This is a genomic window from Nocardia fodinahabitans (assembly GCF_052983615.1).
This window is the reverse complement of sequence record NZ_JBRJJC010000001.1, coordinates 7459217-7479755: the sequence shown is the minus strand read 5'-3', so window position 1 is coordinate 7479755 and position 20539 is coordinate 7459217. Positions and strand designations below refer to the sequence as shown.

Genomic DNA, 20539 nt, shown 5'->3' with positions numbered 1-20539 from the left:
ATGGATATGAAACTGGAAGTCGCCGTGTTGCCCGTCGCCGACGTCGATCGCGCCAAGGCCTTCTATGTCGACCGGCTCGGCTTCCGGCTCGACGCCGATTTCCCGGTGGACGACGGCTATCGCGTCGTGCAGGCCACCCCGCCCGGCTCGGCGTGCTCGATCATCTTCGGCACCGGAGTCGCCACGGCCACACCGGGATCCCTGCACGGCCTGCACCTGATCGTCACCGATATCGAGCAGGCCGTCGCGGAACTGACCGGGCGCGGTGTCGAGGTCGATGGTCCGTTCCGCGACGCCACCGGCGTGTTCCACCACCCCGGCATCGAGCACCGCGTGCCCGGGGCCGACCCGCAGCGGCGTTCCTACGGTTCCTTCGCGGCGTTCACCGACCCCGACGGCAACGGCTGGTTCCTGCAGGAAGTCACCCAGCGCGCGCCCGGCCGCTGACCGCGAAAGGGGAACATCATGTCCGACAACGAAACCCGTACCTACGATGTCGTGGTGATCGGCGCGGGGCCGGTCGGTGAGAACGTCGCCGACCGGACCAGCGCCGCCGGGCTGAGCACCGTGATCGTCGAATCCGAACTGGTCGGCGGCGAATGCTCGTACTGGGCCTGTGAGCCGAGCAAGGCGCTACTGCGCCCGGCGCTGCTCTATCGCGAGGCGGCCCGTGTTCCCGGCGTGGCGAGCGCGGTGACCGGCGTCCTCGACGCGGTCGCGGTGCTGAAGCACCGCGACCGCATGGCCGCCGACTGGAACGACCAGGACCAGCTCGCCTGGCTCGACTCGGTGCGGGTCGACCTGGTGCGCGGCCACGGCCGGCTCGACGGGCCGAAACAGGTGACGGTCCGTGCGCCCGACGGCGGCATCGTGCGGCTCACCGCCCGCCACGCGGTCGCCCTGTGCACCGGCACCTCGGCCGCGCTGCCGCCGCTGCCCGATCTGGACACGCTACGGCCGTGGACAAGCCGTGAGGCCACCGCCGCGCAGACGGTGCCCGGCCGGCTCGCGATCCTCGGCGCCGGGGTCGTCGCGGTCGAGATGGCCACCGCCTGGCAGGCACTCGGCGCCCGGGTGACCCTGATCGCCCGGGAATCCCGGCTGCTGGAGCGCGTCGAGCCGTTCGCCGCCGGCCTGGTCACCGAACGGCTCCGGGAGGCGGGGGTGGACCTGCGGCTGGGCACGACGATCGCGGCGGCGCGGCGCGGCGACGACGGGGTGCACCTCACCCTCGCCGACGGCGCCCGGCTGGTCGCCGACGAGCTGCTGCTGGCGACCGGGCGCGCACCGCGAACCACCGACCTCGGCGTCGACACCGTCGGCCTGCGGCCCGGCGCGTGGCTGAGCACCGACGACACGCTCACCGTCACGGCGGTCGAGGGTGCGTGGCTGTACGCGGTCGGCGACGTCAATCGCCGGGCCCTGCTCACCCACCAGGGCAAATACCAGGCCCGCATCGCCGGAGCCGTCATCGCCGCCCGGGCGCGCGGACAGGCACTGGACACCGGACGCTGGGGCGGGCACGCCGCCACCGCCGACCTGGACGCGGTGCCGCAGGTGGTGTTCACCGACCCGGAGATCGCTTCGGTCGGCCTCACCACCGCCGACGCCGCTCGCGCCGGACGGGCGGTGCACGTGGTCGACTACGAGATCGGCCACGTCGCCGGGGCGATCCAGCACGATCCCGGGTACCGAGGTCGGGCGCGCGTTCTCCTCGATCCGGATCGCGGTGTCGTCGTCGGTGCCACCTTCGCTGGTCCCGGGGTGGCCGAACTGCTGCACTCGGCGACCGTCGCGATCACCGGAGAGGTTCCTCTGGAACGGCTCTGGCATGCCGTGCCGTCGTTCCCCACCATCGGCGAGGTCTGGCTGCGGCTGCTGGAAACCTATCGCGACCAGCAGCAGCCACCGGCACGAGGAGATGTCGCGTGATCACCTACGACCGGCTCTACGTCGGCGGCACGTGGGCCGAACCCAGCGAGCCCGCGCTCTTGGAGATCCTCTCCCCGCACGACCGCTCGGTCGTCGGCCGAGCGGCGCAGGCCCAACCCGCGGACATGGACCGGGCGGTGGCGGCGGCCGCAGCGGCCTTCGACAGCCGCGTCTGGCGGGACACCCCGCCGGCCCACCGCATCGCCGCGCTCCGGCGCTTCGACGAGCTCCGCGCCGCCCAGGCCGGCCGCATCGCCGCGCTCATCACCGCCGAGAACGGTTCGGCCGCCTGGTTCACCACGGCGGGCCAGGCGGGGCTGACCCGGCAGGCGCGCGCCTACTTCGCCGCGGCCGAGGACTTTGCGTGGGAGCGCACGCTCACCCCGTCCGACCCGGCCGACCCGGTCCGCACCGTGGTCCGCCGCGAGCCGGTGGGCGTGGTCGCCGCGGTGATTCCGTGGAATTCGCCCTTCGCCGCCGCGACAGCGAAGATCCTGCCGGCCCTGCTCACCGGGAATTCGGTGGTGCTCAAGGCTTCTCCCGAGAATTCGCTGAGCATGGGAATGCTGGCCGATCTGATGGATCAGGTCGGGCTGCCCGACGGCGTGCTCAGCGTGCTGCCCGCCGACCGCGACACCAGCGAGTACCTGATCTCGCATCCCCGGGTGGACAAGATCGCGTTCACCGGGTCGACCGGGGCGGGCAGGCGGATCGCCGCCATCGCGGGCGAGCAGCTCAAACGCGTCAGCCTCGAGCTGGGCGGGAAATCGGCGGCGGTCATCTTGCCGGACGCCGACCTGACCGCGGTGATTGCGGGCCTGAAGTTCGGTTCGCTGCTGAACAACGGCGAATCCTGTATCGCCCAGACCCGGATCCTCGCCCCGCGCAGCCGCTATGCGGAGGTGGTCGCGTCGCTCGCCGCGCTGGTGGAGTCGCTGCCGGTCGGTGATCCGAGCGATCCGCGCACCTTCATCGGACCGATGGTCCGCGGCGATCAGCAACAGCGGGTCCGCGACTACATCGACGCCGGCATCGCCGAGGGCGCGCGCCTGGTCTGTGGCGGGCCGCAACTACCGTCCGGCCTCGGCGACGGCTTCTACGTCACGCCGACGGTCTTCGCCGACGTGAACCCGGCTATGCGCATCGCACGCGAGGAGATCTTCGGTCCCGTGCTGGTGGTCATCCCCTACGACGACATCGACGACGCGATCCGCATCGCCGACGACTCAGACTACGGGCTCTCCGGTGGCGTGTGGTCGGCCGACGAGGACGCCGCCCTGGCCGTCGCGCGCCGGATCCGGACGGGGACGGTCGCGGTCAACGGCGCGCCAGTGGGATTCGACGGCCCGTTCGGTGGCTTCAAAGCCAGTGGGATCGGCCGCGAGTTCGGCGCCGTCGGCCTGGGCCAGTACACCGAATACCAGACCATCACCATCTGACCCGGCCGCGCTCCGGTGCCGGACACCCTGTGTCCGGCACCGGAATTCGCTCGGGTAGCCGGTCGATCACATCCGGTTCGCGTCGACGATCGCCTGGGCGAACGGCCGCGGTGCCTCCTGCGGAACGTTGTGGCCGATGCCGTCGAGGACACGGTGCTCGTACTTTCCGGTGAACTTGCCCCGGTAGGTCTTTCCGTCCTTGGCCGCTCCGTCGAAGTCGCTGCTGATGGTGATCGATGGGACGGCGATGGTGGGTCCGGCTGCCAGGCGCTGCTCGTAGTCGTCGTACTGCGGTTCGCCCGGCGCCAGGCTGAGCCGCCAGCGGTAGTTCGAGATGACGATGTCGACGTGGTCGGGGTTGTCGAAGGCAGCGCCGCTGCGCTGGTAGGTGGCCTCGTCGAAATCCCAGGCCGGGGAGGCGTTTCGCCAGATGAGTTTGTTGAAGTCGTGGCGATTGCGCGCGTAGCCGAGGCGGCCGCGTTCGGTGGCGAAGTAGTACTGGTACCACCAGCCGAGCTCGGCCGCGGGCGGCAACGGCTGCTGCTGGGCCGCCTGCTGGGTGACGAGGTACCCACTCACCGCGACCATCGCCCGGACCCGCTCCGGCCACAGCGCGGCGATGATGTCGACCGTCCGTGCGCCCCAGTCGAATCCGCCGAGCACCCCCGTGTCGATGCGGAGCGCGTCCATGAAGTCGACGATGTCGCGCGCGATAGCGGACTGCTGACCGTTGCGGAGCGTCTGCGCGGACAGGAAGCGGGTCGGCCCGTACCCGCGCAGGAACGGGACGAGCACCCGGAATCCCGACTCGGCCAGGATCGGACCGACATCGGCGTAGCTGTAGGGGTCGTAGGGCCATCCGTGCAGCAGAATCACGGGTTGTCCCGAGGCAGGGCCGAATTCGGCGTAGGCGACCTCGAGCACGCCGGCCTGGATCGTCTTGATGGGGCCCAGAGCCGTATTGGCTCCCGCGCCGGCCCGCAGCGCGGCGCCAGGAACGGCGGGCGCCGCCGGGGCCGGAGCGCCGGTCGCGCAGGCACCGAGGGAAGTCACGGCCAGGCCCGCGGCGCCCGCCGCGAGCGCGCTACCGAAAAGTCGTCGTCGATTGATGTCCATGCCCTCGACGCTAGGGAGCGGACGGGGTCCGCCGCGTGCGTCGGATGACGTAGTCGGTGTCGATCGCTCGTGCCCGGCGCCGCTCGGACCGCCGGGTCGTCGAGGGTCGGCACAGCGGGTGGGCATGGAAGTACGAGGAAGAGGGCACCGGCCGCCCGCTACCGTCTGCCGATGATCGGTCGTGGTGATGGCGGTCGCCGTCAGGAGCCCTTCCGTAATTCGATCCGGATCATGTTCTCCAATCCGTCCAGCGCCGCACCGGACGACGTCGAGTGCGCGCACGACAGATTCGGATAGTCGACGCAGTACGCGATAAACGCGCGATGTTGCGGCGACCAGCACACATCCCAGCGGATGCGGAGTAGACGGTGCTCGATTTCCTCGGCAGGGCAGATGGTATTCATATCGCTGATTCTGTCGGAGTACGACGATCGGCACATGATCGAAAAGTCTCTGAAATGGGGGGCTTTCGTCATGTCGGTCGCCACCTCCGACCCGTGCCGGTGTATTCGAGTGAATAGATCGACGCCGTCGTCGTGGTCGGGCTGTTCCGGGGGTGGGTCGTCTACGAGCCGCACAGCTGCGAGCCGAACGACGAATGGCCCACTGACAGGGGCCATGCGTCTCTTCCATGGAGCGTGGTGGTAGACGCATGCTGGCAGCACCAGAAGGGGTACGACTATGAGTGCTGCCGCGAAAGCGGGGCCGATCGTCGTCGGCGTCGACGGGTCGGAACAGTCACGGTACGCGGTGCGCTGGGCGGCCGAATTCGCTGCTCGGCACCGAGTGCCGCTGGTGCTCGTCTGCGCGGTCGACGTCCCTGTCGATTCCGGCCCGAGTCTGACCGGCCCCCACTTCGATCTCGAGGCACTGCGCCGACAGGGCGAGGAAATCGTCGCGTCGGCGGCAGCCGAAGCGTCGGTGGTGACGGCTCCGATCGCCGAGGTCACGATCTCCTCGGAGGTTGTCCTCGGCGCCGCACGAGCGACACTGCGGCACCGCAGCGACTCGGCGCGCCTGATCGTCGTCGGTAGCCGCGGCCTCGGCGCGTTCCGCGGGACTCTCCTCGGCTCGGTCAGTTCGTCGATCGCCGGCCATGCCGGGTGTGCGGTAGCGGTGATTCCCGAGTCGGCGGTGCCGCCCGACGGCCCGGTGGTGGTCGGAATCGACGGGACTGCCCGCAGCATGGAGGCGCTCGCCATTGCCTTCGACGAAGCCGCCCGCCGTGGGGTCGTCCTGCGAGCAGTACACGCCTGGTCGGAGTTCGCTCGCTCGCAGTCGCCTACGACCCTGCGAACCGCCGCCGAGGCGAGGCTCGCGGAAAGCCTCGCCGGCTTCGCCGAGATGTACCCCGACGTCGAGGTCGGTCGAATCGTCGTCGAGGATCGACCCGCCGACGCGATTCTCGCCGCAGCCTCCCGTGCTCAGCTGGCCGTCGTCGGCAGTCACGGACGCGCCAGGCCGACCGAAGCGGTCCTCGGCTCGGTGGCCCACGCGGTCCTGCACGGCGTCGAGTGCCCGCTGATCATCGCGCGGCCCGGTCCGAACGGAGGTCACTGGTCCCCGGCACAGTGACGTTGGGCTCTTTCCCGGCGACCGGGCAGCGCGCGATCGTCAAGGGATCGACTCAGGTGGAAAGAGGTGATCCGGGTGTCCGGCTACCCGTCGATGCCGGTGCGGTGGTGGCGTCGGCGCCCATGGAGTTCCAATCCGCTGATGCGGCCGTCGGATCGCTGGGAAGTGATCCTGTGGATGGTCGTTGTGCTGGTGGTTCTGGCCGCGATACCCGTGGCGGGGGCAGTTGGCTCCGCGGCCTACGTCGATGCCGGAGACCGGATCAGGACCGAGAACATCGGGAAGGTCCCCGCCATGGCGATGGTGCTGGAATCTCCGACGCGGACCGCAGCTGTGAGCCCGCGTGGCATCGTCACCGAGCGGTACTCCGCGCCGGCGACCTGGAGCACCGATGGCCGCAGCGGCACAGCCATCGTCGAGACAGACGCATCTGTCGCAGCCGGGGACACAGTGCCGATGTGGCTGTCCGGCGATGGCCTACCGACCAGCGCACCGCAGAGCCCGAGCGCCGCCGTGGCCGCTGGGATCGGGGCTGGTCTGGTGCTGTTGTGCGAGATCGCTGCGGGAGTGCTGGCGTTTGCGTGGATCGTCAGCTGGCTGTTGGTCCGACAGCACCGTGCCGGATGGGCCAGAGAGTGGGACCGGATCGGAGCCGGGCGGGACGAACGGCCTTCGAGCTGGTGACGCGCACTGGTATACAGCCGTGACCATCGAGCAGACACAGGCGTCCGCCGAGTCTCGTAGAGCCCCGTCGACGGCCGCCGGCATCCGCCGGATGCAGTGATCGAGGCCGATCGGCCCTTCTCGCGGCGACGATGGGTTCTAACGCCGGGAGGGATGAAAGCCCATGCTGAAGAGGGAGTGACAAGGGAGGTTCGCCATGTTGTTCGAAGATCGAGGTGACGCCCGGGACAGGCCGGCATCCGGTTCGGCCGGACCTCAGGACAGCCGGTTCGATCGGGTTCCCGACGCCGAGGTCACGGAGGCATCGCACCAGGCCTCCGACCGGCGATCGGACCCGCGCGCCCCTGGTGCGAAGCCGCCACGAGCCAGGGACGACACGGTCGCAGTTCCGGCAGGTGCAGTCGAACTCCAAGGACAGCTCACTGTGCCGCAACGTCCTGTCGGGATGGTCGTCTTCGCCCACGGCAGCGGGAGCAGCCGGCACAGTCCGCGCAATCGGTACGTAGCCGAGGTACTCAACCGAGCTGGACTCGCCACCCTGCTCATCGATCTGCTGACTCCTGGTGAAGAGACTGACCGAGCCCACGTCTTCGACATCGCGGGATTGACGCGCCGGGCTGGTCGCGGTCACCGCCTGGTTGTCTGCGCACGATGAGTTCGCCGACTTGCCTCTCGGCTACTTCGGCGCGAGCACGGGCGCGGGAGCGGCGTTGCGGGCCGCGGCCGATCCGACCACCCGCGTTGCGGCGGTGGTCTCGCGGGGTGGCAGACCCGATCTCGCTGGACCGGCAATCGCCGAGGTGACCGCGCCGACCCTGCTCATCGTCGGCGGCAACGACCCGGTGGTCATCACGCTCAACCGGAACGCGGCGGCGGCGATGTCTACCGAGGTAGTGGTCACCGTGGTACCCGGCGCGACACACCTGTTCGCCGAACCGGGAGCACTCGAGCAAGTCGCCGAACTCGCCCGCGCATGGTTTGTCCAGAAGCTGACGTCGAAGGCGCCGGAACGCTCGCGTGGGGCTGAAGAGACGTAGAAGCTGTCGATGCGAAGGAGGCGCAATGTACGGCACCCGCGGGCGGGGTCGGTGGTCCTTGGCCGAGATCGATGTGCTGCCGTGGCGAGCGCTCACCGATCCGCGACGTTCGACCCCACAGGTGCTCGCGCTGCGCGTGTGCGTGATCGAGCTGCTCATCGAACGTAGCCGAGCAGCAGACGCGTTGTCGCACTGCGCGATCGCGCTCGGCGCCGAGCCGGGAAACACCCAGGTCATCGCGTTGATGAACCAGTGCACGGCGCTGTTGGCAGGCGTCGCGGCCCCCGCGGCCCCCGCGGCCGGCACGGTCGAGCCCGGACAGGCCCCGGCACGAGTCGACCCGCCGCGACCCACCGCCCAGGGCGGGTTCGACTGGGCCGCTGCCGAGAACGAGGTCGGCCACATCATCGAGCCCGCGTTCATCGACCAGCCCGCCGACTACGTGACCGACAACGATGTCGACACCCTCGACCGCCCGCGGGCGACCCTCGCTGACGTGGGCGGCATGGAGACGGTCAAGCGCCAGCTCGATCTGACCTTGCTCGGCCCCCTGCGCAACCCCGAGCTGGCCAAGGCGTTCGGCACCTCGGCGCGCGGCGGGCTGCTGCTCTACGGGCCGCCCGGCTGCGGCAAGACCTTTCTTGCCTCGGCGGTCGCGGGCGAACTCGGCGCCGCTTTCTACCCGATCGAGATCACCGACATCCTCGATATCTACACCGGATCGAGCGAACGCAACCTGCACAGCATTTTCGAAATGGCCCGCCGCAACGCACCCTGCGTGCTGTTCCTCGACGAGGTCGACGCACTCGGCCACAAGCGCAGTCAGATGTCACAGTCGGCGACGATGCGCACTGTCGTCAATCAGTTGCTCACCGAGATGGACTCGGCCACCCATAGCAACGAAGGGGTGTTCGTGCTCGGGGCAACAAACCACCCGTGGGATCTCGACGTGGCGTTGCGCCGGCCCGGTCGCTTCGATCGCATGATCTTCGTCGGTCTCCCCGACGCCGAAGCCCGTCGTTCGATCATCCACTCGAACCTGCGCGATCGTCCCGTGGCCGGTATCGACCTGGGCGTCTTGGTTCACCGCACGGACGGATTCTCCGGCGCGGATCTCGCCCATCTGTGCCAGAGCGCGACCCAGCTCGCGATGGCCGACTCGGTCCGTACCGGGTCGGTGCGCCCGATCGGTATGGGCGACCTCGAGTTCGCGCTCGCCCAGATCAGGCCGAGCGCTGGTGCGTGGTTCGAATCCGCCCGCAACGTGGTCGAGTTCGCCAACGCCGATGGCAGCTACGACGAACTCGCGGTGTATCTGCGGCAGCACCGACGTGGCTGAACACCGCCGATGACCGACTCCGTCCTCGAGCGAGCCCAGATCCTGTGCGACCTCGGCCGGAACTCCGCCGCACGTGAGCTGCTCGGCCCCGCTTCGGCGAGCGAACCGGACAACGCGGAGATCCACGCCATGCTCGGCTACGCGTGGTTGCGCGACAACGAGCTGTTCCCCGCGCGCGAAGCCGCCCGGACAGCCCTGGGACACGACCCGACCAATGTGTTCGCCTTGCGGGTCCTGGCGATCTGCGACAACGAGCTCGCCGACCGGGCCACCGACCTGCGTCTGCGCGCGCACCACACCGAGGCTGCGATCGCGACGGCCATTCGCGCGGTCGAACTCGATCGCGACCGCCCGATCAATCACCGGCTGTTGGCGCAGGTCAGCAGGGAGCGCAACCGCGGTCTCGCGCTGCGCGCCATCGGTACCGCGCTCGAACTCGATCCCGACGACGCGCGCAGCCACATCGAGCACGCGCGTGTGCTGTGGACCGGTGTCGGCGACGTCTCGAGCAGGGCGGGCGGTGCGGCCGCGGCGGGCCGCCGCGCGCTCGAGACCGCGCTGCGCATCGAGCCCGACAACGCCGAGGCGCTGTTCTTACTCGGTTACGCGGACGCGATCGCGAAGGAATGGGCGACCGCGGAACCTCGGATCCGGCGCGCGACCGAGCTCAACCCCGACTACGCGCCGGAGGCACGCGCGACGCTCGCGCGTCGACACGCCTGGCGGGCCGAGTACCTGGGCGGCAGGAGCCGGGGCAACTCCAAGGCCGCGCTGGTGATCGCCGCCGTCGCCGCGCTCGTGGCGTTGAACGTCGTGGTCAGAGCGGCACTCGACGACGGGAACGAACCGAGCACGCCCAGCCGATCGACCACCTACCGAACCCCCAGCCTCACCTACTACCGCCCACCGACCCCACCGGTGATTCCACCGATCCCGTCCAACTTTCCCTGGCCCTCGGGGTTTTCCCCTACGCCACGACTACAGGCACCCACTCCACAGCCGAACCCGCACCGCCTCTGACCGCTCGCGGCATTCTGGCCGAGGGCAGTGCGTGCGCGAGGTGTCGGTGGTCCTGTCGAACATCGAGCGCCGAACGGGAAGTGGTTCACGGTGCGTGACCTTGCCGAGGCCATCGCCGAGACGGAAAGGAGTACTCGCCGGCAGTCGCAGTGCTGTGGCGGTGTCGACGTGCAGCACATCTACTTCGAAGGCATCAACGCGGGCGTCGACGGAGCTTGGGAGATCTATTGGGGGTCGTGAATCGTCGAGGATGTGAGATCTGCCGAACGCTCGGCCGAGCAGTTCACGAACTCGGGTTGTGGCGTGTAGCGCGATCTCGGTGTGGATCGGTTCGCGCAACAAGGCGTGCTGGCGCGCTGTCACCCCGATAACGGGTCCCGGTCGCTACCGGAGGTAATCGCTGGTCAGCCCGCCTCGTCGAGAAGTGTCCCATTCACCGCTCACTGTGGCTTCCCTGAACAGCGAGGTGTGTGCGAGCATTCCGCGATGGCTGGTGGAACAGATAATTGGCCGGTCGTCGACCTGGCCGACCTCCTCGAAGTGCTCGATATCGACGAGTTCGCGCCCGGGCGATTCCGGGCGAGGAACGTGACTTCGACGCTGCCGACCACGTTGGGTAGTCAGACGCTGGCGCAGGCGGTCGTGGCGGCCGAGCGCACGGTGCCGCAGATGGCGGTGCAGTCGCTGCACGGTGTGTTCCCCCGCGGTGGGTACGCCGATCGTGAGGTCGACGTGGACGTCGAGGTCGTGCAGTCGGGGCGGGCGCTGGCCACCGTGCAGGTGTCGTTCCGGCAGGACGGGCGCGAGCACGCCAGAGTGCTGGCCATGCTCAGCGTCGACGAGCCGGACTTCCTCGTGCACGATGCGGTATTGCCGCCCGAGGTGCCGGGTCCGGAGGAATGCGCCGACCTGCCGTGTGCCCTGCTGCCGTGGGAGGTCCGGACGCCCGGTGGGGCGGACGCGCTGGCGCCCGACCTCGCGGGCCCACCGTCGCTGGATGTGTGGATGCGCTGCGACAAGGCACCCGAGCTGCCGGTGTTCTCGCGGGCGCTCTTGGCCCACGGCAGTGAGGGTTTCCTGGGCCCGGTCGCCTTGCGTCCATATCCGCAGGCCGAGATCGCGCGGCGCGGTGGCCGGGGGATGTCGGCCATGCTCACCCAAACTGTCACCTTCCATCGGCCGTTCACCGTGCACGACTGGCTGCTGATGCGTTGTGAGAGTCCGTTCGCGGGCGCGGGGCGCATGTACTCCCGAATTCAGATATTCACGCGCGCCGGAGAATTGGTGGCTTCGGTGGGTTGTCATGGCCTGATGCGCGCGCACGGCGAACCCACGACATAGCGCAGGTCTCGCTCTCGATGATCGCGGAGCCGAGCGGACCGTGCCTGCCCCGTCGTCGACTCTCCTCGGCGCGGGTGGACCGTGACCCGACCGCCGGTTTCGAGATCGACCGGTCGCGCCGAGCGCACGACGGACTGTCTATCTCGTCGGTGTCACCTGCGGTGACCGGGCCGGTGGGTGCGCGGTTGATGGAGTCGAACGCGCCGGCTTCGTCGAGGTCGGGGGCATGGTCGTCGTCGGCGCCGTGGTCGAGGACCGCGGCGATGTGGTTACCGGCGCCGCGGGTGGTGTGGATGCCGCCGATGACGTGGGTGTCGTGGTCGAACTCGCCGGAATCGTGGTGGTCGTCGTGCTGGTCGGTGCGGTGTTCGTGGTGGTCGGCACCGAGGTGGTCGCGGGGGCGGACGTGACGGTGACGGTCGAGGGAGTTGCTGTGACCGTCACCGTGCTCGGATCGGCTGTCACCGTGACCGTCGACGTGTCCGCCGGAGTCACGGGGACGGTCACCGTGGATGTCGAGGTCGGGGCGACAGTACCGGGCTCCTGCATGCTGAACGTGCCCTCGATCGAAAGGCTCGCTGTGGCAGAGAAACTCGCACCCACCGAGGGCGCCGTCGAGTTCGCGGTGGCGGTATCGGTCGGCAGGGTCGTCGTCGTTTCCGTCGCAGTAGCTGTGCTCGAGGGGTCGGCGTCCGATGGGGCGGTTCCGGCGTCGGCGGCCGAATGGGTGCCTGGGACGTCGCCTGGCACCATGGCCTCGCTCGGTGCGTCAGATGTCACGCTCGTGTGGAGCACACTGGGCTGGCTTCGGGCGGCGCTGTAGTCGGACGTCTGTACGGTGGGTTCGCACGAGGACATCGCCGCATTGCTCGCCTGTACCGGCGGACTCGAGTCCGCCCGTACTGCCAGTGTTATCCCGATGGCCGTGGCCACCAACGCGGCTGTCACGCCCGTACGCGACAGCTGGCTTCGAAGGCTATCGGCGGCGCGACGGAAGACCGGTGTCCGCGCCGCGGCGTCGGTGTCCTGCTCCGTCACTGGTTCTTCGGTGTTGTCGACGCTGTGCATCCAGCTCCTGCTTTCTCAGTGGAACTGTGCCGGCCATGACGAGCGATGACACAACACCGCGGATGGCGTGGCCGATATCAGGGATTCGAGTAGGGATCGACCTCGCGCAGCCGTTGCCGGTGTATTCGCTGCAACTCGCCGGCGCGGGTGAGAAAGTCGGCGATTGTTTCCAGTTCGGCGGTGTCGTAAGAGCTCAGCAACATCTTGTAGCTCTCGAGGATCATCGGTACGACGAGTTCCTGTACGCGATGGGTCGCGAGTTCGGTGGCCACCACAATTACGCGGCGACGATCGGTCGGGTGCAGCGAGCGGGCGATATAGCCCTGCTTCTCCAGCCGGTTGAGCATGATCGTGACACCGGCGGAGGTGAGTCCGAGCCGTGTGGCGAGTCTTCCCGGTGTCGTGGACTTCTCGTCTTCGAGCAGGACGATCTCCAGTGCCCGCCGATCGGTCTCGTTCACGCCCAGCACTCTGATCAGTTCGCGGATCAGATCCTCGACAGATCCGTGATAGAACTCCAGCGCCCTTTTGAGCTCGACCGGGATCCGGGCGGGTTCGCTCAACAGAAGTCACCGATCAGGGTGTGCGCGGTTGCCGAGCGCCTGATTCCGTGCGGGGGAGTCAGGGTGTGAATCGGGCATGGTGGCTCCTGTCAATCGATCGACCGGCAGCGCGGACCCGTGGCTGACGAACATCACGAAACCGACACCCGCTCCGGCCGCCGGAGCGTTCGTGGCGGTGTCGGATATGCACTGTACGACAGGTCCAGGGATGCGACATTGCGCATCGGAATATTCGGTCGAAGTGGCTGCTCTGAACCAAACCCGCAGTGGGGCAAGCACTATCGGAACCACCGGCGCGTGGCGGGGTTCGGGTGAAGTAGGACCGGGTTGCCGGCGCAACCCGGTCCGGAGGTGTTCACCACAACCGACCGCGCGGACGCCGGTGATCGTGTCGTGGCGCCGTCCGCGGGCTCAGGTCACATTGGTGGTGGTGAGGGTCGGGGACGGGTTCGGGTAACACGATGTCGCGACGTTACCGACGAACGAGACGTTGGTAGTCATGGTCATGCCCGGATTGGTGTAGCTGGTCCCCGCGTACTTGCTGGTGATCGGCGTTCCGGCGGCGCCGGCTGTGACGTTGATGGTCACCGCCGGCGGGGTGAAGCTCGTGCCGCCGGCGATCGGACCCGGCATGGTGAGAACGACGTTTCCACCCGACGTCGACACCGTGCCGGCCACGGTACCGCCGGAGGCGGTGGCCGAGACCAAGGTCGAATTCGCGGGAGTCGGAATGGTCATCTTCACGTTGCTGATGTTGTTCACGGTGAAGCCGGACGCCGAACTGGGCACCGACGAGGCGCCCGGCGTGATCGTGATGGCCACCGCGGAACCCGACGCCGCCGAGCCCGGCGCGGTGCCGGTGACCGAGGTGTTCATGCTCGAGGTCTGGCTGATACCGAAGACGGTGCCCCGGCAGCTCCAATTCACGCTGACCGGTGCGGCGTTTACCGGTGCGGCCAAGCAGAATATGGTGGCGACGGCCACCGGAGCAAGAAAGCCGGCACGGAAGAGAGAAGAGGTCGAACTCATGGCGATCTCCAGAAATGTCGAACAGCGGTGTGACGGATGTCGAGCCGCAAAATGGGTGTTCGAAAAATATAGCCTGCTCTTCTCTTTTTGTGGTCGAAATCGTGAATCCGAACATGCCGGGAATATCATTATCGGCAATTAGTTATTTGCTCTGAATAGTTAATTCTGGAAAGGTTTCCCATTGATCGCCGATCGACACTACTGTGCTGCTCGACGGCGAGACGCCGTCTAGGATTGGCGGGCTGCGATCGCGGCCTGGATCCGCCGGAGTGTGCGCAGGCCCTTCTTCGCGGCGACGCTCACCATGCCGTCGAAGACGGTCGAACCGCGGTCGTCGGCCATCAGCCGTTCCAGCGTCGGTACGGCACGATCGTCGCCGGTCGAACCGAGCGCGACTGCGGCCCAGTATCTTTGGTCCGGGTCGGTACTAGCGGCCGCTTCGCACAGGCGTGGGATCACGTCCGGCGTGAAGGTGGACAGCGCGCTGGCGATATAGCCGATGCGGTAGTACCGGCGATTCTCGAATTCGTCCCAGAGCGCGGCCAGGGCGGCATCGCCGCCGATCCGGCCGAGGGCTTCGGCGGCTCGTTCGCGCATGCCCGCGATCGGGTCCCGGAGCACGGGTGCGAGCGCCGGGACGGCGGACTCGTCGCCGAGCGTGCCCAGCGCGATTACCGCTTGTTCCCTGGCCAGCTGTTGCGAGTGGTCCAGCATCGCGATCAAGCCGGGCACCGCCTCGCGGACACCGAGCGCCGCGCAGCCCATCGCCGCCCAGGCCTGGCAGTTGTACCGGGTGTCGGCCAGCGACGCGAGCAGCGGTTCCTTCAGGGTGTCGTCGCCGAAGACCGCGATCCGGTTCAGGGCTCGGCTGTACAGCGACCGGTGGTAGTCGGGATAGTCGCGGACGAGCGCGCACAACGCTTGCTTGGCGGCGGCGTCGCCGTCGGTGGCCCGCGCGAGCAGGAGTCGCAGATTTTCCTCGCGGGTCTCGAGATCGCCGTCTTCGAGGAGTCGCGCGTCAGCTGGGTTCACCGGCCAACGGTACCTGGCGGCGTCCGCGTCCCCGGCGGCCGCGTTCGGGTGGGCGCAGGGCCTGAACCCGAGGCCGGCGGTCGACAGGAGGCTTCCCAATGGACGGGAAATTATCGGTCAATTGTCCAATTTGCTGGGTGTTGCGGCCGCTCGGCAACTACGGTGCCGCGCATGTCTCGCACTCACCGTATGCTCGCGGCCGCCGCCATGGCCGCTGTCCCACTCGCCGCGGCAGCACCCGCCCCGGCGGCTCCGGTCGTGAACAAGGTCGTGGTCATCGGTATCGACGGCACGCTGTGGAGTGAGGTGTCGGCGGCCGATGCCCCCAACCTCGACCGCCTGGCCGCGGAGGGCACCCTGGCGCGCACCTCGATCGCGCCGCACACCACCATGTCGTGTGTGTCGTGGGCGACGGCGCTGACCGGCGTGTGGGACAACAAGCACGGGATCCAGGACAATGGATCCACCTGCAACGCAGGACCTTTCGCGCAGTATCCGACGGTGTTCACGCAGGTGGAGCGGGAGCGTCCGGCGTTGTCGACGGCCGCCATCGGGACCTGGGACAAGATCGGCATGATCGCGCGCACCGGCAGCCCGCAGGCCGACCGGGTGACCGTCACACAGATCGATCCCACCGGTGCGGGCGTCTGTGAGACCACCGCCGATGCCAATGCCACCGCGGAGGTCGTCTCGGCCATCACCGAGGACGGGACCGATCTGCTGTTCACCCACCTCGATCAGGTGGACATCGTGGGACACACGCTGCGCGGAATCTGGCCGCAGGCGTATCGCGATGCCATCGGCCGAGTGGACGGTCTGGTCGGCAAGATCACTGCCGCGGTGGACGCGCGGGCGGCCTCGCATGCGAACGAGCGGTGGACGATTCTGGTCACCACCGACCACGGACACAAGCCCGATGGTGGGCACGGTGGGCAGAGCGCCTATGAGACAGCCAGTTTCGTGATCGCGCGCGGAGCCGGGTTCGCGGCGGGAGCGCAGAACAACGGGTACACCCTCGCCGACATCACACCGACCGTGCTGGACCTGCTCGATGTCTCGGCTCCCGCGAATCTCGACGGCGAGTCGATGCTGACGGGCGGCTCGGGCAACTCGGCGGCGCCGATGCCGAACACGCCACCGGTCGACTCCGGGATCACCGGTTCGTCGTCGGGTTCGGCGCAGGCGGCCATGGTGGCGAATCCGTTGTGCATCCTGGGGACCGGATCGGCGAGCGGTTCGTCCGACAGATGATGGGCTGATGCGGTCGGGTCTGGTCGTCACCCGTTTTGGGTGATGCGCCCGACGTCGCGGATGCCGAGGCTGGAGCTCGGACACTGCCCGGGCGCTCAATCTCCGCCACCGAACCGAACCCACTGGAGAAACCCATGGCTCTCGACACATTCGCCCTGCTGGCGGCGACCTACGACTCGCAGGACGCCGCGATCGCCGACTACGACGCTGTGCACGAGATCTACGCCGCGAGAGGCTTGATCGACACCTACGACGCGGTGGTCATCACCAAGACGGACAAAGGCAAGGTCAAGATCGTCAAGAAGCATGAGCAGCCGACCCGGCAGGGCGCCTGGGGTGGACTCGGCATCGGCCTGGTCGGAGGTGCGTTGATCGCCCTGTTCCCGGCCGTCGGGATCGGGGCGGGGCTGTTGCTGGGCGGTGCGGGTGGTGCGGGGCTCGGAGCACTGGGCGGGCACGTCGCGGCCGGGATGAGCCGCTCCGACCTCAAGGAGGTGGGTGAGCTGCTCGACGAGGGGGACAGCGGGCTGATCGTGATCGCGGCGACGGACCTCGAGGCGCATGTCGAGAAGGCCATCGAACGCGCGTCCAAGATGACCAAGAAGCAGCTCGAGGCGGACCCGGAGCAGGTCGGCAAGGAGATCGACGAGGTGTCCAAGTCCTGATGCGTGACGGCCCGGCAGAGGTCGGCATCCGGGGTGCGCCCGGCGGGCTGGTCGTTGCCGCGGCAGCGGTCCGCGTACGGATTCCACACCCGGAGCCACCATCACGAGGCCGACCGTGACCATCGCGGGGATTCCTGCGATGGTCACGACCTCGCCCCCCGATGCCGGGGAGTATCAGGTCGGTGATCATCTGGGTGGTGACCACCGTATGCCCGGTGTCCGAGACGGCCAGGATGTCGCCGGATCCACCGGGGGGGGCAGATGGTGACGGTGAAATGCGGCGATGCCGTCCTGGACAGGTTGTCGAGCAGCCGCCCGGGTTTGTGATCAGCATCCGCGCACCAGCGCACCGCGCCGCTGGGCGCGCCCGCACGTGCCTGTCGGCGCCGGTGAATGGTCGAAATCGGGTCGCCCTCCTGAGTCGACTCACGGACCCCGCGGCGCGTCGTCGTGGCGGGGCCGGCATCACGGATCGGCGCCATCTCTCCGGCGTCGCACTCCGGCTGATCGAGGGCGGGATGCCACCCATCGATTTCGCGCTTCGGGGCGAGGACGACACGGGCGGAAATTGCCGAACCCGGCACCTCTCCGGATCCGGCTCTGCGGACCGGTGGGCTCGAGGCGCTCACGATTGCGGATCTTTCGTGCCCGGAAGGAATATGGTTCGGCCGATTCGGGCGAGCATCATGACTGCAGCGCGGTGCCGAATGGGGAATTTCGACCAACTTACCACCGTTGATTCACGAGCTGCCATCCCGAACCTGACCGGCGCCGACGCGTAAATACGGGTGAGTAACGATGGTGGTGGATGCGGAATATTCAGCCACCGAGCCCGGTCATCAGCATCCAAAGGCCCGACGTAAAAGGACTTTAGGCTCTATTTGCCTTAGATCTGCGATGGTGGGATCGGGGCCCGTGAAACGCTCCGCCCCAAGGATGTGAGGTTCTCAGGTGTCAACTTCCAAACTGTCCATTTTGTTTCGCCGCAGTCCCGAGTCTGCCATGAATGATCCGGCGCCGACAGCCGGGGGAGGCGGACATGTACGAACCGAGATGCCACCCTGCCCTTCAGGCGAGCCAGGAAACGACTGTGGCGACACAGTTCTGGGCCGAACTCCGGCCGTGACGCAGACGATGACGCTGTATGTCATCGCCCGCCTCGATATCGGTGATGCGGCGGCCGATGTGTACAGCAGCGAGATTCGATGTCACTACGCCTCCGACGGCGCCTTCTGCGGCCACACCCGCACAACCTGGTCGAGATCGGTGAAGCTGGGACCGGGTACGTCTGCCGGCCTCGACGAGCTCGACCGGGCTCTGGCCGCGGCTGGATACTGCCGCACCAGCGGGTGGCGGGTGCAGGCCACAGCCAGTGGTGCCGTGCGGTACTTCGCCGACGCGATCGCTTGTCTCCGAAGAGCTTTGGATGGACCCTCATAGCGTTCCCGGGTCAATTCGCCGAGTCCGACTGTCCGACGACGGGCGGGGCGCTTCGGTCGGTCTCAGGGGTGTGATCCGGCAGCGCGGCGAACTTGGACGGAGCCCTTCGCTTGCAGAGGGAGAGGATTCCCGCGCGCTGTGTGCCGGCTCGAACAGGTGATTGCCCCGCGAGGTGGGCGCCTGGCAGGAATGCGGCCCAGTCGATTCGGGCGAGCATGACGATCGCGGCAAGCAGTGCGATCTGAATGGCGATTCCGGAAGGGGACGTCAGCGAGGAAACGAGTGTGGTACCGAGACTCCGTTCGGCGACACCGGTCGCACCGACATAAATGGTGAAGCTGACCGTTCTTCCCACGACGTGCGCTGCCGTGAGGGGAAGAAGACGCAGTCCCATGAGGCCGGCGGCCTCGAACATCTGCGCGGAGGGTAACGGGGAGACGAGGAACACCCCGAGCACGGCAAAGGTACGGCCGCGTCGATGCGTGAGATACTCACCGGCAGTTCGCAGATTGGTACGACGTCGGGTATCGAGATGGTCGCCGACGCGGTGGGTAGCGGTGGCGAGGAGGTATCGACCCGCGCCGGAAGCGACGGCGGCGATCACGACGAGCGGAATCAGGGGGAGGTGCCAATTGAGTGCGAAGAACACCACCAGGAGCGCATTGGGAGGACCGAACGCCGGCAGCAGATTCACCGCGAACACAACGGCGAGAACGATGAGAAAATGCAGAAGTGTCGCGTTCATGACGTGACCGCAGCAGTCGGCACACCGAAACGGCGGCTGTGCGGCGCAGTGTGGAAGCTATGGCAGCGTGGCTGTTGATTCATCGGATTGCAGATGCTTCATTTCGGTCGTTTTCTGTTGTCGTCAGCGTGCGCCGGGCGGCATGACTCCGGACAGGGTCTCGAGACCCGCGCGGAGAGGCCTTTCGTCGTGACGATCGTGATTTCGGCCGACGGATCGAGGAGGTCCTGATGTCCATCGAGGCGGGAAGACCGATGTGGCGTCGCTGGATCGTCTTCGTCACCGTCGGGGAGTTTCTCGGCTTCTCGATGCCGGCGGTGGTGGCGGTGTCGATGTGGGAGCGCGCCGGATGGCCGCGACGGCGTCGTTGCTGGTGGCGGGGGTGGGCGAGGGTATGGTGCTGGGCTGGTTCCAGGCCAGGGCGCTACGCCCTGCGCTTCCTGAACTCCGCGGTAGCGTCTGGACCGCGGCGACCGCGCTCGGCGCCGCGGTCGCCTGGTCGGTGGCATTGGTGCCGGTGAGCACCGAGGGATTCGGTGGTTGGCCGACAGCCGTGGTGATACCGGTGGTGTGTACGGGTGGCGCTGTGGTGGTGTCGGCTATCGGGACGGCCCAGTGGGTGGTGCTGCGCAGGCATCTGACCGGAGCCGGCTGGTGGATCGGTGCGACCGCGCTGTCGTGGGCGGCCGGCCTGGTGGCCTTCGCTCTTTTCACCAGCCCGCTGTGGCACCCGGGACAGCGAGCCGTCGAGACAGCCCTGATCGGCGTGGCAGGGGGACTGCTGATGGCCTTCGTCATGGCGAGTGTCTCGGGCGGATTTCTGGTGTGGCTGCTGCGTGTACAGGCCGAAAGTGGGCGCTGACCTCCATCGCGCGTCGGCTCACCGCCGGACGACCTTGGTACTCGCGAGTGGTGCCTGTCGGCCCTTTCGCCTGCGGGTTCGTCCGGCACATGGTTGACAGAGCCGGCCGAGAGGCCGCGATTCGGTAGGAGGCGGAAATGCACTGGTATGACGACGACGTCAGTGGCTGGGGATACGCGTGGATGGGGATGGGGATGATCGTGTTCTGGGCACTGCTGATCGTCGGCTTCGCGCTCGCGCTGCGGTACCTGTTCCGGATGGACGGTGAGCACCGCCACCCGGCGCCGCCCGGTCCGGAACATGTGCTGGCCGAGCGGTTCGCGCGCGGCGAGATCGACGCGAAGGAGTACGCGGATCGGCTGTCCGTGCTGCGGTCCACCGGACAACGATGAGCCGCGCCT

General features: G+C 68.0%; 21 protein-coding genes and 1 pseudogene. 16 read left to right on the top strand and 6 right to left on the bottom strand.

All coding sequences use genetic code 11. The features are described from left to right. The 3 genes from NV348_RS35285 to NV348_RS35275 are packed head-to-tail and all read left to right on the top strand — an operon-like array spanning position 1 to position 3371. Positions 1-447, top strand: a complete 447-nt coding sequence (locus NV348_RS35285; RefSeq protein WP_447150818.1) for a VOC family protein — start codon at positions 1-3, stop codon at positions 445-447. Positions 448-465: 18 nt separating this feature from the next. After that, complete coding sequence (locus NV348_RS35280; protein ID WP_447150817.1) at positions 466-1932, top strand: dihydrolipoyl dehydrogenase family protein; 1467 nt, start codon at positions 466-468, stop codon at positions 1930-1932. Then, positions 1929-3371, top strand: coding sequence for an aldehyde dehydrogenase (locus tag NV348_RS35275; protein WP_447150816.1), 1443 nt, complete (start codon positions 1929-1931; stop codon positions 3369-3371). Before NV348_RS35280 ends, NV348_RS35275 begins: the two co-directional genes overlap by 4 nt. A gap of 66 nt (positions 3372-3437) precedes the next feature. Here the strand turns inward: NV348_RS35275 and NV348_RS35270 are convergent, their stop codons facing one another. Both NV348_RS35270 and NV348_RS35265 read right to left on the bottom strand, forming a co-directional pair. Further along, positions 3438-4481: an alpha/beta fold hydrolase gene (locus NV348_RS35270; protein WP_447151218.1), complete on the bottom strand. Its 1044-nt coding sequence runs from the start codon at positions 4479-4481 to the stop codon at positions 3438-3440. A gap of 206 nt (positions 4482-4687) precedes the next feature. Next, positions 4688-4891 (bottom strand): hypothetical protein, encoded by a 204-nt coding sequence (locus NV348_RS35265; protein ID WP_447150815.1) that lies wholly within the window; start codon positions 4889-4891, stop codon positions 4688-4690. A 277-nt stretch (positions 4892-5168) separates the two neighbouring features. Between NV348_RS35265 and NV348_RS35260 the strand changes: the two genes are divergently transcribed. From NV348_RS35260 to NV348_RS35225, 8 genes and pseudogenes are all read left to right on the top strand, one after another. Further along, on the top strand, positions 5169-6062 hold the full coding sequence (locus NV348_RS35260) for a universal stress protein (protein WP_447150814.1): 894 nt from the start codon (positions 5169-5171) through the stop codon (positions 6060-6062). A gap of 75 nt (positions 6063-6137) precedes the next feature. Continuing rightward, entirely contained in the window at positions 6138-6746 is a 609-nt protein-coding gene (locus NV348_RS35255; protein ID WP_447150813.1) for an Rv1733c family protein, read from the top strand. 349 nt (positions 6747-7095) lie between these two features. Further along, positions 7096-7783, top strand: a pseudogene (locus NV348_RS35250) (dienelactone hydrolase family protein); the annotation flags it as partial. 25 nt (positions 7784-7808) lie between these two features. Further along, complete coding sequence (locus NV348_RS35245; protein ID WP_447150812.1) at positions 7809-9122, top strand: ATP-binding protein; 1314 nt, start codon at positions 7809-7811, stop codon at positions 9120-9122. Positions 9123-9131: 9 nt separating this feature from the next. Continuing rightward, entirely contained in the window at positions 9132-10142 is a 1011-nt protein-coding gene (locus NV348_RS35240; protein ID WP_447150811.1) for a tetratricopeptide repeat protein, read from the top strand. A 90-nt stretch (positions 10143-10232) separates the two neighbouring features. After that, positions 10233-10382 carry a hypothetical protein gene (locus NV348_RS35235; protein ID WP_447150810.1) on the top strand — a complete coding sequence of 50 codons (150 nt, stop codon included), beginning with the start codon at positions 10233-10235 and terminating at the stop codon, positions 10380-10382. Between the two features lie 246 nt (positions 10383-10628). Next, the gene (locus tag NV348_RS35230) at positions 10629-11483 is read left to right on the top strand and encodes an acyl-CoA thioesterase (RefSeq protein WP_447150809.1); all 855 of its coding nucleotides are present in this window, start codon (positions 10629-10631) and stop codon (positions 11481-11483) included. Positions 11484-11727: 244 nt separating this feature from the next. Next, a complete protein-coding gene (locus tag NV348_RS35225; RefSeq protein WP_447150808.1) occupies positions 11728-12306 on the top strand; it encodes a hypothetical protein in 579 nt (192 codons plus the stop codon). Between the two features lie 322 nt (positions 12307-12628). Here the strand turns inward: NV348_RS35225 and NV348_RS35220 are convergent, their stop codons facing one another. Together NV348_RS35220 and NV348_RS35215 are read right to left on the bottom strand one after the other, a co-directional pair. Beyond that, the gene (locus tag NV348_RS35220) at positions 12629-13114 is read right to left on the bottom strand and encodes a MarR family winged helix-turn-helix transcriptional regulator (RefSeq protein ID WP_447150807.1); all 486 of its coding nucleotides are present in this window, start codon (positions 13112-13114) and stop codon (positions 12629-12631) included. A gap of 411 nt (positions 13115-13525) precedes the next feature. After that, on the bottom strand, positions 13526-13702 hold the full coding sequence (locus NV348_RS35215) for a hypothetical protein (protein WP_447150806.1): 177 nt from the start codon (positions 13700-13702) through the stop codon (positions 13526-13528). Here NV348_RS35215 and NV348_RS35210 point away from each other — a divergent pair. Further along, complete coding sequence (locus NV348_RS35210; RefSeq protein WP_447150805.1) at positions 13686-14285, top strand: hypothetical protein; 600 nt, start codon at positions 13686-13688, stop codon at positions 14283-14285. The genes NV348_RS35215 and NV348_RS35210 overlap by 17 nt on opposite strands. A gap of 86 nt (positions 14286-14371) precedes the next feature. Here the strand turns inward: NV348_RS35210 and NV348_RS35205 are convergent, their stop codons facing one another. Continuing rightward, positions 14372-15175 carry a HEAT repeat domain-containing protein gene (locus tag NV348_RS35205; RefSeq protein ID WP_447150804.1) on the bottom strand — a complete coding sequence of 268 codons (804 nt, stop codon included), beginning with the start codon at positions 15173-15175 and terminating at the stop codon, positions 14372-14374. Positions 15176-15346: 171 nt separating this feature from the next. Here NV348_RS35205 and NV348_RS35200 point away from each other — a divergent pair, with 171 nt between their 5' ends. Further along, entirely contained in the window at positions 15347-16426 is a 1080-nt protein-coding gene (locus tag NV348_RS35200; protein ID WP_447150803.1) for an alkaline phosphatase family protein, read from the top strand. 134 nt (positions 16427-16560) lie between these two features. After that, entirely contained in the window at positions 16561-17091 is a 531-nt protein-coding gene (locus NV348_RS35195) for a hypothetical protein (RefSeq protein ID WP_447150802.1), read from the top strand. A gap of 1450 nt (positions 17092-18541) precedes the next feature. Here NV348_RS35195 and NV348_RS35190 read toward each other — a convergent pair. Then, the gene (locus NV348_RS35190) at positions 18542-19276 is read right to left on the bottom strand and encodes a hypothetical protein (protein ID WP_447150801.1); all 735 of its coding nucleotides are present in this window, start codon (positions 19274-19276) and stop codon (positions 18542-18544) included. 349 nt (positions 19277-19625) lie between these two features. On the opposite strand from NV348_RS35190, the gene NV348_RS35185 reads away from it, so the two are divergent. Both NV348_RS35185 and NV348_RS35180 read left to right on the top strand, forming a co-directional pair. Then, complete coding sequence (locus NV348_RS35185) at positions 19626-20138, top strand: hypothetical protein (protein ID WP_447150800.1); 513 nt, start codon at positions 19626-19628, stop codon at positions 20136-20138. Between the two features lie 137 nt (positions 20139-20275). Then, a complete protein-coding gene (locus NV348_RS35180; protein ID WP_447150799.1) occupies positions 20276-20530 on the top strand; it encodes an SHOCT domain-containing protein in 255 nt (84 codons plus the stop codon). The last annotated feature ends 9 nt before the right edge of the window (positions 20531-20539 follow it).